A 14,418-nucleotide genomic window follows, 5' to 3' on the forward strand; every position below is an offset into this window, starting at 1 on the left:
AAAATGCCAAAAATAGTCAAAAGCCTTACTGATAGTAAGATCAAAAGCCTTAAAGCTGATCCAAACAAGCACCAACGAATTTCAGATGGTTTAGGTCTTTATTTGTTCATTCACAAAAATGGCTATAAATATTGGAAATTTGACTATAGTCGTCCTTACACTAAAAAACGCAATACCATTAGTTTTGGTATATATCCAACGACTAGCCTCGCTGAAGCACGGATTAAAAGAGATGAAGCTCGTACCCTTCTCTCTCAAAATATCGACCCACATGTTGAAAAGGTTAGAATTGAGAATGAGATATTAAATACGAATAATAATATTTTCAAAAATATTGCAAATGAGTGGATGGCAAAACAAGATTTTGCTGAATCAACAATTAAAGGACAACAACGCTTATTAGACGTCATTAATCAACATATTGGAAATATCCCAGTTCATGAAATTAAAGCTATGGATATCCTTAAAGTTTGTCGGATTTATGAAAAAGAAGAAAAATTAGAAACTGCTAAAAAGGTCAAAGTAAAATGTGGTCAGATCCTCCGTTATGCTGTTTCAATTGGACTTTGTGAACGTGATGTTACTCAAGATTTAAAAGGTGCAATCTCCCCTCCCAAAGTCAAACACATGGCAGCGCTTGTAGAACCTAAAGATTTTGCCTTGCTCCTAAAAGACATTGATCATTATGAAGGTTCAGCAATCACTCGATATGCCCTGCGCATTGCACCATTAGTTTTTGTTCGCCCAGGTGAATTAAGACATGCCAAATGGCAAGATATCGATCTTGAAAAAGGCTTATGGAGTTATACTCCTCCAAAAACAAAATCAAAGACAGGCGTTCAGCATATTGTCCCCCTATCAACTCAAGTCATTCATTTACTTTCTGAACTTGCTCAAATAACAAAAGCTAAAAGTGAATATGTATTCCCAGCAACGACGTCCAACTTAAAACCGATGTCAGAAAATACTATCAATCAAGCTTTGCGTCGCTTAGGCTATACCAGTGAGCAAGCCTGTGGACATGGCTTCCGCGCTTCTGCACGTACAATATTAGAAGAAGTTTTGGAGTTTCCAATTGAACTTATTGAGCAACAACTTGCTCATCAAGTAAAAGACATGCATGGCCGCGCTTATAACCGTACCAAGCATTTAGACAAAAGAAAAATAATGATGCAAAGATGGGCTGATTATTGTGATGAATTGAAGGCTTCTTCATAAAGAATAAACTAATACTAGCTCACTCAAATAAAAAGGCTAATTAACGGGGGTCTATGAGGAGGAGTAAATGAATCAAACCTCCTAATTATTAATACAATCCTAATAGAGTAAAAAAGCTAAGGGGGACTAAAGTTCATAATGGATTTATTATTTGAATCACAGACTTATGATATAAATAATTTATACAAGAATTTACTGACTTTAAATAGCATAACTTATGTACTTATCAAACATAAAACTTTGGAACTTTAGAAAATACGGTGAAGTTGCCACTACATTTGATCTAACAAAACCTAATTTAGACCTTAACTTTACAAAAGGTCTTAATGTGCTAATTGGTGAAAATGATTCGGGAAAAACAGCAATCATAGATGCCATTAAATTGGTTTTAAAAACTCATAGCTACGATTACATCAAGGTAGAAGATAAAGATTTTTTTGATGGCTCTACACGATTTAGAATTGAGCTTGAATTTTGTGGCTTAACTGATGATGAAGCTAAAAATTTTACAGAATGGTTAGGATGGAAAGGTACTGGAGCTGATACCCAAACATTTTTAAAGTTAAATTATGATGTTACGCGTAATAAAAACAAAATTAATCCATCAGATGTAAAGGCAGGTGCAGACTCAGAGGGTTATTTACTAACAGCCGAAGCTAAAGAATATCTTAAAATAACATATTTAAGACCTTTAAGAGATGCCGAAAATGAGTTAGTCTCAAAACGAAACTCTCGGCTTTCCCAAATTTTATTGGGCGATCCTACTTTTAAAAACAAAGAGCAAAATCATGAACTTGTTCATATGTTTGAAGGCCTGAATACAAATTTAAAAAAATATTTTAAAGGCGAAGAAATAAGTTTTATAGATAAAGATGGTAATACTGCAACAGAAACTTATGAAGATGGAAAAGCAATTAAAGATAAAATTGATGGTTACATTAAAGATTTCTATAACGAAGGTATTTTTACTGAATTTAATGTTTCTGCAACAGAACTAAAAAGTATTTTAGAGAAATTTTCTCTTTTTTTAGAATCACAAAGAAATGTAGGTTTAGGAACTTTAAATCGACTTTTTATGGCAGCGGAGTTGCTTCACCTAAATAAAGAAGATTGGCATGGTTTACGTTTAGGATTGATTGAAGAACTAGAAGCACACCTACACCCTCAAGCTCAAATGCAAGTCATTGAGGCTTTACAAAGACAAACAAATATTCAATTAATTCTTTCAACACACAGTCCTAATTTAGCATCAAAAGTTAAACTGGAAAATTTAATTCTATGTAACAAAAGTAATGCCTTTCCGTTAGGAAGTTCATATACGATGTTAGATACAAAAGATTATATATTTCTAGAAAAATTCCTTGATACAACAAAATCAAATCTTTTCTTTGCTAAAGGTGTAATTCTTGTCGAAGGATGGGCTGAAGAAATTTTAATTCCAAGTATTGCAAAAGCGATTGGTATTGATCTTACCGCTAAAGGTATCTCAGTTGTTAATATTGGTGGGGTTGGTTTTCAATACTATGTCAATATTTTTCTTCGAAAAAAAGAACCACACATGTTAATTCCTGTCGCCGTGATTACCGACTCTGATGTGAGAACTTATGAAAAAGTTGGAGAAGACTACAATCTCAAATCATCTAAAGTACTAGAAAGTGAAATTGCTAATAAACTTAAAGAAATTAATGAAAAATCGAATCAAAATGTTAAATATTACGCTGCTGAGCAATGGACTTTAGAATATTCTATTTTTAAATCCAAAAAACTTACATCCTCATTTCAAATACATGCTAAAGCGATTCATACTAAAACTTCGTGGGATAGTAATTTTGAATTAGAGCTTGCTAAAAAATTAATTAACCAAGGACTAAAAAAAACAGAAATAGCTTATCGTTTAGCACATGATTTAGATGTGGAAATGAAAAAAGAAAAATCTGTTAGAACTATAAATTTACACGAAACAGATACGACAGATAGTATTTATTATTTAATCGAGGCGATTCGATATGTCACAAACAATTAAAATCACAGATGAAGATATACAATACGCTGAAAATATTTTATTACCTCAAGGTAAGACCTTTGATGATGAACGGCGAAACTTTATCCGTAATTTATCTACGATAGATTTACAAGCTGTGCCAGGTAGTGGAAAAACAACTGCTCTTTTGGCAAAACTATTAATTTTAGAAACTAAGCTCCCTTTGCATGACGGCTCAGGAATTTTAGTCCTGTCGCATACCAATGCGGCAGTAGATGAAATTAAAGAAAGAATTCAACAGTACTGTCCAAAACTTTTTCGTTATCCCAATTTTATTGGAACGATACAAAGTTTTGTAGATGAGTTTCTTACAAAACCCTTTTTTCAAAATTATTTTAATAAAAAATTACTTTGGGTAGACCAAGAAAAGTATGAGGATGAAATTCTTCAAGAGTTTAAAAAGATTGCTTGGGCTGAAAAATATGAAAAACCAACAAGTCTCTTTTATAGAAGACATATAAATAAAGTACCAAAAGACAAGGTACAAACGTCAGAAGGAAAAACGTTAATACAACAATATATTGATAATGAAGTAAAAAACACCTATTTCAATTTTAATACAAATCAGATTGAAAATTTTACGTCAGATTTTAGTCTTAAAACACCCACAAATAAAAAATTTATTGGTCTTAAAAAGACAATATTTGAAGTACTCAATAAAGGCATTATTTCATTTGACTACGCATATATATTAGGTGAGTATCATCTTAATTCCAATACTCAACTCAAATCTTTATTACAAAAAAGATTTAACTATGTTTTTATCGATGAAATGCAAGATATAGATACTCATCAATATAATTTAATAGAAAAAATATTCTATGACGATAGGAGCAGCCAATCAATTCTTCAAAGAATTGGTGACAAAAATCAATCTATATATAGTTCAGTAAAAACAAATTCAATTTGGCAAGATAGACATACGGTTCTTTACCTTTCAAATAGTCAACGTTTAAGTAGTCCTATTGCAAATATTGTTAAAAATTTTGCTCTGTATCCTGAACATTGTACGGATATTCAAGGCATGAATGAATGTCAACTTAAACCACATATCTTATTATTTTCGAATTCATCCATTCAGAACGTTATCCCACACTTTTCTCAACTTGTGCAACAGTACAAAAATTCAGGTGAGCTTTGCACTTATCAGGAAAAACCTCTACAAATAAAAGTCATCAGTTGGAATACTGATTGGAAAGATGATGAAGATAGCCGTGCTAATCCTTCTAAGCTCAGATTAGAAGATTATCATCAAGTTTTTAAAAAGAATGAGCAAAAACCCAAAGAAGAATATAAATGCTTAAAGAGTTATCTTCATTTTTATGATAAAAAATACACTACTCTATCTATGATTAGAAAAAATATTTTTCATGCCCTACTTAAGATTTTAAGAATTGAAAATATTTCGACAAATGAAAATCGCCTTTATACTATTTCAAATTTAATTAACCACTTAAAGGTAAACTCAGAACTAAATTATGCAGATCTAAACTTAAAAGTTTATCAATTTTGTTTAAAAATAATTAGAAATGAAAAGAATCAGGCTTTGTACGACTTACAAACTTATATTCCTGTATTCATTTCTTATTTTAAAGAAAATCATAGACTTTCTTCAAAGTGCAGTGATTTTATCAATAATGACACAACTGGCATTGACCAAACTAGTCAGAATCATATTCCCGCTTCAAATATTATTGAAGAAAATGATCTAAAAATTGAAATTACTAGTGTACATTCTGTCAAAGGGCAAACACATGATGCAACACTATATTTAGAATCATATTATTATGAAGATGGAAAAGGCAGTAATACTAAATCTTATGAATCACAAAGACTTGCAAATCAATTTTTAGGAAATCCCTTTAATCTAACCACAGAAAGAGCGAAACAATCAACAAAAATGGCATATGTAGGGTTTTCACGAGCAACTCAGCTACTATGTATAGCGATTCACAAGGATAGGTTTGAACAATACCTGAACACAATAGATCGAGATATATGGGAAATTAAGGATATATCTAGTTAAAAGAATTGATTGTTATAATTTTATTGAGTTCTATGAATGCCAAGAATATCTTAAAATTTTATTTCATTTTCTACAAAAATAAGGGAGCCGAAGCCCCCACCTTTTATCGACTCGCCAACTTAGATTCAATCCATTGATTGATTTCCCAAGCTGACCATCCAACACGACCAACTGTTAAATTCGTCTGTTTGGGAAATGTTGGATCATATTGTTTATGACGCTCATCCATAATGTTATAAATCGTTGCACGACTTAACCCTGTAATTCGCATAACTTCTTTCAAGTTAATAATCTGATTCATCTGAAAAGTTTGACCTGTGAACGCATTCATGATGTTGACTCCTAATCATTGATGCGAGCGGTGATTCGCTCAGATAATAGGGCAGTCCAATAAAATTTTACTGAGTCCAATCTTGTCTAATCCCATCTAATTCACAGCTCGTACATTCTGCTGTAAGCCTTTCTGAATATCCTGCACAAAGTCTTGCCCCTGCTGAAATTTAGGCTTAGCCTTACCTTTAGGCTCAGACTGTACCTGTTCAGACTCAACAAGCTCATCCGTATAAAACTCCTCCACCAAATCCAATCCTTCTTCAGCATTCAATTCAAACTTAGCATTACCATACCCCTGCCGTGCAGTTTGATCTAAAGCATATTGATTAAATCCAGAAGCTTTGCTTTGTTGATCAATGTCTTGTGCCATTTGAATGGCTTGTTGAAGGTTAACCCCATCTCTCAAAGTTAAATCTACATAATACACAGGCGTTCGATAGCTTTGTGTGGTTGATTTTCCCCTAAGTGTGAGTTGTAAAGGTAGGCAGGACAGCAAACCATTCGATGCAGCATGGTAATAACTAAGTCTTGCTGCCAAAGTCCGAATACTATTAAAACCTGTGGTTCTAAAGATGAATGTGCCGAGTTCATCCGACTCATCCAAATTGACATGCAAACGTCCATAAGGTTTACATTTACCTCCTTGTGCCAAAGGACAGAGATCAGGTGAAAGACATGGGTGTTGTTCAATCCCTTGATTGGTCATTCGCTGACATGTTTCACCATTACCTACACAGATCGGTCGTCCCGTTTGACGATCAAATAAACTGTACTCTGCGCGTAAATTCAGTTCAGGATCATTGAAGATCATCCGCACTGGTATGGTTCTAAGTTTTTGGTTTTGCGCTTTGGCTCGAAGTTGCTCATCCAATGGATGTTTAATCCAGCCTTCTTTTCCTTGAATTTGACTGGTAATGGTGAATTGGTCATCTTTTTCAGGTAGGCGTTTGCCATTCTTTTCGACCACTTTACCAATACTGATTCGCCCTAAAATAGGCGGTGTGATGACTAAACCTTTGATCATTGTGTTTTCCTCTGTCGTTTAAATGTGCTGCTTAGTTAAAAGAAAATTTGCATAAAAAAATCCCATACGCTGATGTATGGGATTTGAGTTGTTGGGGGTGCAATGTTTTGCTTAGGCTAATCGGTATAAATATTGAAACGCCGTGAACCTTGCTTGCTTTGAGGGAACTGATTCAGATATTCAGGATGCTGTTTCAGTAATGCCTTACTGTCTAAGCTGATCGAATCTTTAGCCTTTTTCCACGTCACCGAGCCATTGATGAATGTTGCATGTTCAGCCTGTTGTATCTTGGCTTGTAACTGGTGTTTGAGTAGATCGAATTGCTCCTGATGCTTTTCAATTTGGTTGCGTGCTTGAAGCAGTTGCTCAAACTGTTGATTGGCTTGCGTATCTTCAGTGAGGTCTATGGTGCTGAGTGGTACATGTTCAGGATAGAGGAGCTGTAAGGCTTTAGCTGCCGATTCACTGGCATCCGCTTCAGGTGGGGTATCCTTTTCTACACATTCCCAGAAGTAACGCTCTGTATCGATGATGTGTTGAATCACCGATTCTGAACGAGTTACTTTAAAGATACGGGTTTCATGCCCACAAATGAGGACGCAAATATGGGCTGCTTGTTTGCCTGTCACCGCCAATTGATGCTGTACCTGACACAACACGTATAAAGGCACACCATCACGCCATAGTTTGGCGCCATATTCCCCTGCGGTTTTACACTCCAAGATTTGCACATCGGCATCACCCACCACCGAATAATCCAAGTTAGCTAACATGAAATATTTATCAGGTTCAGGGTGTTGTAATACGGCATTGACTCGACGAACTTTATAGTTGGTGTGCATGCTGTAGTATTCAGCCACTAAAGGTTCAAGCTGTTTACCCCAGTACAAGGGTGCATGTCCCTCGCTTTCATCTTCGATGTTTTGTTGAATCCGCCCTGTTTTAATCATCCACAGCTCCAGCATCGACATATAGGGATTCAGCCCACAAGCAGCAGCGCAATCACTACTACCGATGCCTTGCCGACGTACTTCTAACCACTCGGCTTGGCTAAGTTTCTTGGTATCCACAAAGCGTTTGGCGGTAAAAAGTTTGGGACGATTGGCATGGATATTAACGATTGGATTCGGTGTTACATTGAGAGGCGTGTTTAGTGCTGTATTCATAATGATTTCCTATTTTGTAAATTTCGGGCATAAAAAAGCCACATCCGAAGATGTGGCTGTGAGTTATCTAAGATGTATTGGTTAATTGATTTGTTGGGTTAGTTGGGCTTAAGTGTTTGAGCTCAGGCAATCATGCGTAAAGCCTGTTCTAAGCCACGTTGCTTTAAGCCTGCTCCTGCACCAAACCAAGCTGAATCGAGTCGATGATCCTGACTCATGGCTCGACGTTCATGGTCAGCAAATTCGGTGATACTGCATAGCAGCCCATACGCGGTGTCTTTGGCTGAACTTAGTTCTGCCCCACGTCCATGCCCGTTAAACATGGTCATGACTTTAGACATTGCTCGTCCATTGGGTTCGGCTTTTGTGGTCTCAGCTGTTGAGTTTGCATGTGTTGCAACATTGCGATAAAACTGAATAATGCTGTCATCCTGTTCAGCAATACTCAGACTGGTATTGTTAAACACGGCATCAAAGTAGGCTGCTGCTTCCTGTTGAGTGACTTTTCGTTGACTGAGTTGTTTCATTTCATACATGTGCTCTTCCCATGCACGCACTGAAATACCCAATTGCTGTTTAATTTTCTCTGCATCAAACTTGGTGCTGTGTGGCACTTTAACCACGCCTGCACTTGAACTTTGTCCTTTCAGGGCGATGGCTAGGGTGTTATTACACACCACTCGAATACAGGTGAATTGCGCTGTAGTCGCTAGAGTGCCATCACAAGCAGTTGCTAAGAGAATATAGCCATTGCTGACATCTTTACCCTTTAAGGCTGATGTTTGTCCTGTACGTGCCAATGCCCAGAACTTCTTGCCACCTTTGAGTACCCCTGCGGTTTCCAGTTCAAAGCCCGATTGTTCAGTCAGATCTTTGTAAAAGTGTAGAATCTCTTTGGGTTGCACTTCCTGATAGCGCTGGCTAACCACAGAAAGTGGTGCATGAGTATCGGAACGGTATAACACTCGTTGTTCTTCATAGGGCATGATGATGCTTTGTCCTCGTTCATTCTGCGCCATGTAGCTAACATTGGAAGATTCAATGCGCCAGTCCATGCCTGCCTGTTGTGCCCAGACTTCAATCGGTTGGTTTTGCGTGAGTTGGTTGCCTAAACCATGCCAAGGGGTTTCACCTACATACGCCATTTTTTCGATTTGATGTGCCATGAGTTTTGTCCTTATAAACAAAAAGGCTGCTGAACCCCATCCCTTGATTGGAATGAAGTCCAGCAGCCTGATTTAGATGGGTCTTGTGAATGTGCTTATTAAATCCTGTGTAATAGGCTCAATGAACACATTCAGTCTATTGATTCATCTTTATGTTATATAAGTGAAATTTCTTTCAATCCGCTCAAAAGCTTCAACAACTCAACAGTATAGTGAGTGGTGCATATGTAGAATAAATACAGCCCTCAGCCTACTGCGGTGACATCACAATTTCACGTCCATCCTTGAGTACTGCAACCACCTCTCTAACATTCCGTGGATCACAATTTAAGAAGAAACGCATGGATTTGCCGTACAGAATTGGATTGGCACCATCACGATAATCTGCTTTACAGTTACCCCGATTCACCACCACTCGATCCAGTGTAATGCTGTCGGACAATGAGATTAAATGGAGGTAGGCTGTTTCAACCTCATGCTTTCCACCAAAGACATGATTCTTGATTTCAATACGATATTGCATTGAAGCATCGCCTTGGTCGGATGGTGATTGTTGTGCGTCCTTCTCCGCTTCCTGTCTATTTAGTGTTTCCCATTCATCCCAGCCCTTAGCAATAAATTCGCGGATCTCTTCAACGGGTGTCACTTCCAAATTACTCAAATAATAGCCTGCGGTGGCTGCCGTTTCTTCACTTGGCGATTTTTCTAAGGACTCCAAGTCCTGTAGTTCTTTCTCAGTCAACTTGTCTGTTTGAGCCTTTGCTTTGACTTGCTCAGTTTGAACTGCGCTATTCTGTGCTTGTACTGCTTCTGGTTGCTTTTCACAACCGACCGTCAACATAGCTATGGTTGCCAACATCATGATCTTTTTCATCTTTCCCCCCTCTCCCCTCTATGCTTAGGCATTCACATCAAGGTGCTGGTCTATCCATGCACTGTTGGTAGTATTTATCTTTAAAGACTTGTTTGGTTTTTTCGAATGTCGCTGTACCACCTCGACTATATTCAAAGGCATCATGAATGATGGGTCTAAGTTGTTCTCTCAGCTCATCGTTATCGCCTGCAAGCATATACGTCGCTTCGGCAAAACCACCGTAGGTCAAGCGCGCCTGCATCACAGTTTCAGCCACATTGGCTTCTTCCTGACAAGCTTTCTCTTGTTTGGAGGTACAACCTGCAAGCAAAGCAACAGCAATAATCAGAAATATTTTTTTGTTTTGCATATTCCTATCCTCTGCATTTGCCCACGGTATAGCCTCTAGCAAAGTCCAGACGACGTCTGTCTTCATCATTGGTGATTGGTACAGTAAAGAATGGCTTGCCGTATTGTTCACGAATACTGTCATAGCGACAGGCACAAGCTTCTTCACTTTCCACTGCGGTTTTAATGGCAGCGTTTGGATACATGCATTGTTCGATATAGGCTTTACGGTCTTTGCTATCCGTAGATGAACAAGCAGATAAAACAGGTAAAAGGAATACAGCAAGCATGCTGAATGTTAGAATTTTCATAAAGCTCCCCTCTAATATTGTTCTGTATTGAAATCAAAATTTAAGACACAACGACGAACGCTCCCGAGTCAGGAAGATGTGCGAATTTGAATAAAATGAGACGAATAAATCCCATCAACTGCTTGGTAAAAAGTCAGTTGCTTGAAATAGAATTCAGTACAGCAAGGGGATGTTTTGAATTACCATGATGGACTCCTATATGCATAAGAAGTTCTACCGAATCACTGTCAATTGATTATGGTGGCAGAACGAAAAGGGGTTGACAGACTGGGCATATAGAACCAGCACGCGCGAACGCGTCCCCCTCCCGTTCTACCGCAAAGGGGGACGAGAAGGTTTCGCACAAGACTTATACTCAGGAAGAATATAAGTACCTGATACGCTATACGCTTGGTCTGTCAAAACCAACTGACAATGTAGGTCAGCATGCTAAGAATAATGGTGAGGTGGATTTAAGTCAATTCAGATGTTTAGAAATAGGGCTTGTTTTATATTTCAATATATCTATTGGTTAATTAGAAAACGGGGGAAATATAATAAACCATCAGAAAAGTCAATTAGCTAACACTAAGCAAGTTCCTAAAATCTTCAAAAATAACTCCATATACCATGTCATGCCAACTTTACGGAAATTTCTTAATCAAATTGTCATTTTAGCCACTTAAAGAATTGTAGAGTTACTTAATACAAATTATATTTATACGTAGCTAATTTATTTAAGGAATAGAATATGTTTTCTTGGAAAAATATAAAAGATACATTCAATGATAAAGTCAAGAATTCAGAATCAACAAAAGATAAAACTTTAGGCTTAGCAGAAGTAATTGGAAAAACAGTTGTAGCTGGAGCAACAAAATTAGCCCAAGAAGCCCCATCACTTCTTCTTAATTTAGCTGAGGCTAATAATGATCAAATTAAAAAAAATGCAAAAGAAGTAATAAATGATCCAAATGAAACAATAGAAAATAAGCAGAAAGCAAAAAGTTATCTAAATAACATAGAAAATATACAATCGGACATAAATGAAAGGAAACAAGGTTTAGATAATTATAGAAAAAGTTTTAATTATGCTGATAGGCAAACAAAAGAGCAGAATAAGGAAGAAAATAAAGAATCTATTGAAAATAAAATTTCATCTTTAGAAGCCGTAAAGAAAACAGTTACTAAACGTATGAAAAACTTACGAAGAGATAAATTCGAGCTTAATCAATCTATTAAAAATTTTAAAAATATTGATGAAGAAAACTTAATTATTCAAAAAATTTCAGATATTGATACTAATTATAAAAATTACGAAAAAGAGTTATACAATTTAAACAAAAATTTAGAAAAAATAAAAAAAAGAATGATCAATAAGTAAGCTTCTATATTTTAAGTATGTAAAAAATTAAAGATTGGTTAAAACAAAAAGGCTCTTTAGAGCCTTTCACATAATCAGTATTAGTAAAAATTACTGTGGATTTGCAGAAATAATTTTTATTGATTTGCCTCTTTGCTTTGCTTCAAGCAGAGCTTTAGCTTCTTGCGCTGAACTCGCTTGAATAGGTGTGCTGATAACAGAAGATGGTGCTTTTGAATCAACCCATTTTACAATATACGCTGTTTTTGACATTTCGCTCCCCCTCTTAAAATTTTTAATGATATTATTTGCTAAGTGTAGATACATTGACATTATACCTATATTTTTTTATTTTTATCTATATATTTTAATATCTTATATTAATTTAAAAACAAAACATTTGATATTTCAAACAGTAACCCCAAATAAAGCATCTAAATTTTTCAGAATATTTAATTTCTGACTGTCTCAAAATTTTGCTTGATTCTAAATTAAGTTCTTTATTACACACTATCCAGCCATTCTAAGCGAGACTTTGCCATTTGGAAAGTTGCCATAAATCGCTTTAGTATCATGTTTGAAAAACGTGTAATTAAGTATTTTAATACTCTATTTACTCATAATTTTTTACACCCTCTTAAAAATAAATAAAAAATAAGCATCAATGATTAATACAGGCATTTAGCAGATACATACAGCCTTTTTCATCAATTGCTCAATACAACTGAACCAATCAAGAATGAGTTCCTAAAATTAAATTAAAATGCTTTTTAATATTATTAAGTTTTCTCAGATGCTACCTTTTTAATAAACTTCATATGATTTTTCACCTGTCGCATGATTTTCTTTTCCCCCATAACATCAGAAGCTAATTTCACGTAACTAATAAATGTTTTTTTATTAGAAACGTGGCTATATTTTTGGTAAATATCTCTTAAGTAAGGCGTTGATTTTTTTTCATTTTTAGATGCACGATATTTTACAGTATTAAGCTTTGATTTAAGTTTTCTATAGTATCTAGCAATACTGCTATGCCGTATGACTGTTCTTTTTCCATTAAAATTAAAGCCTAAATATTGCAACTCAAAGTTCTTTTCAGGATGAAGTAGATTTGTATAATCTAACCCTTCTTTGGCTACATAAAATTGAATAGCCTCAGTTTTACCTTCATTGATTTTTAAACTATTTCCAGCAGTTCTAACTAAAATTTCCTTAATAGTTGTAACAATATCTCGATAACAATTTTGACCTGGTAATATAACTAAGACATCATCACAATATCTTACATAATAGCCTTTCTTAGAAGCAGTATATTCAAATATTTCTTGATCAAAATCTATCATATATATATTAGATAGTAGAGCCGAAATAGGGGTTCCTTGTGGGATTCCAACCATTTTTTTATTATCTCTATTCGGATTTTTTTTAATAATCCATTCACCATTACTATCCTTATTACTCCGGATCTGCTTAAAACTAAAGAAAGAATCATCAGGGGTTAGCCCCTTTTTATAAAGGATAGAACTCCTTATTTCTCGAAACTCCTGAAGAGTCCAACCTAATTCACGAATTACTGAATCTTTATCAAAAAATGAATATTTCGTTAAAGAGTTAAGAACTTTTTCTTGATCTGGCCTAAATTTAGTTTGTCCTAATATTTTTAATGTATTTTGATATAAGATAGTGTGATCCAAAGTATCAAAGAAACTTGTTAGATCCATACATATGACAGTACACTCTCCTAATTCTTTGATTTTATTAAAAACCTTGTGAGCGAAATCAATATTATTTTTTTCTAGTGATCGGTATGCAATTGGAGAGTGATAGAAACTTTTATCACTAAGGTACTCCTCATATTGTTTATTAAACATGTAAGAATAATAAGTATAAATATATGCATCCCTATTAGAGGCATATCTAATAGGTCGATCTTTATTTTTTCTTTTTTTAACTACATTTCCTGGTTTATTCTCTTCTAGGTAGGTTCTTCTAATTGATAAGTTAAACCCAAGCATTGGAAGGAACCAATGTTTTTCAACATTCTCAGGATTAGAAACTAATTTAAATGCCTCTTTAGGCCCAAGAGCATAATCAAAATGTAATAAACTCTTTGGCTTTTTAACATTATTAACTACTTTTTCATGCTTCTTTGAATATATTTCGTCGTAATAATCTTCATATTTCATATAGTAAACCCCAGATAGCAAATATCTCGCGCCGATAAAAATCCATCTGGGGGAACGACTTAATCTAAGTTAAAACCAAAACGCATATAACAACTTAGTATAAACTCAAGGAGTACCTAATGATACCTAACAATAAAGTTAAACAGCTAAACCAACAACTTCTCACGAAGATTTACATTGTGCTGCAAGTACTTGATAAAGTACTTGACATCTTAAACATCCAACTCTCCGCAACGTCAGTTCGAAGGCAATCAAATTTTATGTGAATTTTCTTTAAAATACAATATTGATGCAAAAAATAAAGCCTCAAAACTTAGTTTAAAAAAGGACTACTTAGGCTAAAGACAAACTCCTGCTTTTCTTAGCATATAAATCTTTCATATAAAAAATAAAATACTAACTAAATT

Annotated in this window: 13 protein-coding genes; 4 read left to right on the plus strand and 9 right to left on the minus strand. The window is 35.1% G+C overall.

Features of this window, described 5'->3' with window-relative positions:
* Positions 1–3 precede the first annotated feature (3 nt).
* The 3 genes from FTU62_RS14690 (at position 4) to FTU62_RS14700 (ending at position 5,285) form a co-directional block, all read left to right on the plus strand.
* Positions 4–1,218, plus strand: a complete 1,215-nt coding sequence (locus tag FTU62_RS14690) for an integrase arm-type DNA-binding domain-containing protein (protein WP_180103049.1) — start codon at positions 4–6, stop codon at positions 1,216–1,218.
* A 217-nt stretch (positions 1,219–1,435) separates the two neighbouring features.
* Positions 1,436–3,241, plus strand: a complete 1,806-nt coding sequence (locus tag FTU62_RS14695; RefSeq protein WP_180103050.1) for an ATP-dependent endonuclease — start codon at positions 1,436–1,438, stop codon at positions 3,239–3,241.
* A complete protein-coding gene (locus FTU62_RS14700; RefSeq protein ID WP_180103051.1) occupies positions 3,225–5,285 on the plus strand; it encodes a UvrD-helicase domain-containing protein in 2,061 nt (686 codons plus the stop codon). Before FTU62_RS14695 ends, FTU62_RS14700 begins: the two co-directional genes overlap by 17 nt.
* 103 nt (positions 5,286–5,388) lie before the next feature.
* Here FTU62_RS14700 and FTU62_RS14705 read toward each other — a convergent pair whose 3' ends face one another.
* The 7 genes from FTU62_RS14705 to FTU62_RS14735 form a co-directional block, all read right to left on the minus strand.
* Positions 5,389–5,616 carry an AlpA family transcriptional regulator gene (locus FTU62_RS14705; RefSeq protein ID WP_004681576.1) on the minus strand — a complete coding sequence of 76 codons (228 nt, stop codon included), beginning with the start codon at positions 5,614–5,616 and terminating at the stop codon, positions 5,389–5,391.
* A gap of 96 nt (positions 5,617–5,712) precedes the next feature.
* Positions 5,713–6,642, minus strand: coding sequence for a hydrolase or metal-binding protein (locus FTU62_RS14710; RefSeq protein ID WP_180103052.1), 930 nt, complete (start codon positions 6,640–6,642; stop codon positions 5,713–5,715).
* 116 nt (positions 6,643–6,758) lie between these two features.
* Positions 6,759–7,808, minus strand: a complete 1,050-nt coding sequence (locus FTU62_RS14715) for a YqaJ viral recombinase family protein (protein ID WP_180103053.1) — start codon at positions 7,806–7,808, stop codon at positions 6,759–6,761.
* 122 nt (positions 7,809–7,930) lie between these two features.
* Positions 7,931–8,974, minus strand: a complete 1,044-nt coding sequence (locus FTU62_RS14720; RefSeq protein ID WP_180103054.1) for a DUF932 domain-containing protein — start codon at positions 8,972–8,974, stop codon at positions 7,931–7,933.
* A gap of 250 nt (positions 8,975–9,224) precedes the next feature.
* A complete protein-coding gene (locus tag FTU62_RS14725; protein WP_180103055.1) occupies positions 9,225–9,848 on the minus strand; it encodes a hypothetical protein in 624 nt (207 codons plus the stop codon).
* 37 nt (positions 9,849–9,885) lie between these two features.
* Positions 9,886–10,197, minus strand: a complete 312-nt coding sequence (locus FTU62_RS14730; RefSeq protein ID WP_009585624.1) for a hypothetical protein — start codon at positions 10,195–10,197, stop codon at positions 9,886–9,888.
* 4 nt (positions 10,198–10,201) lie between these two features.
* Positions 10,202–10,486 (minus strand): hypothetical protein, encoded by a 285-nt coding sequence (locus tag FTU62_RS14735; protein WP_009585578.1) that lies wholly within the window; start codon positions 10,484–10,486, stop codon positions 10,202–10,204.
* 730 nt (positions 10,487–11,216) lie between these two features.
* Here FTU62_RS14735 and FTU62_RS14740 point away from each other — a divergent pair.
* Positions 11,217–11,846, plus strand: coding sequence for a hypothetical protein (locus FTU62_RS14740; protein WP_009585597.1), 630 nt, complete (start codon positions 11,217–11,219; stop codon positions 11,844–11,846).
* Positions 11,847–11,936: 90 nt separating this feature from the next.
* Here the strand turns inward: FTU62_RS14740 and FTU62_RS14745 are convergent, their stop codons facing one another.
* Together FTU62_RS14745 and drt2 are read right to left on the minus strand one after the other, a co-directional pair.
* Entirely contained in the window at positions 11,937–12,098 is a 162-nt protein-coding gene (locus tag FTU62_RS14745; RefSeq protein WP_009585603.1) for a hypothetical protein, read from the minus strand.
* 506 nt (positions 12,099–12,604) lie between these two features.
* Positions 12,605–14,011 carry an antiviral reverse transcriptase Drt2 gene (gene drt2 / locus FTU62_RS14750; RefSeq protein WP_180103056.1) on the minus strand — a complete coding sequence of 469 codons (1,407 nt, stop codon included), beginning with the start codon at positions 14,009–14,011 and terminating at the stop codon, positions 12,605–12,607.
* Between the last annotated feature and the right edge of the window lie 407 nt (positions 14,012–14,418).

The sequence above is a fragment of the Acinetobacter sp. YH12126 genome (genome assembly GCF_013418745.1).
Taxonomy (GTDB): domain Bacteria; phylum Pseudomonadota; class Gammaproteobacteria; order Pseudomonadales; family Moraxellaceae; genus Acinetobacter; species Acinetobacter amyesii.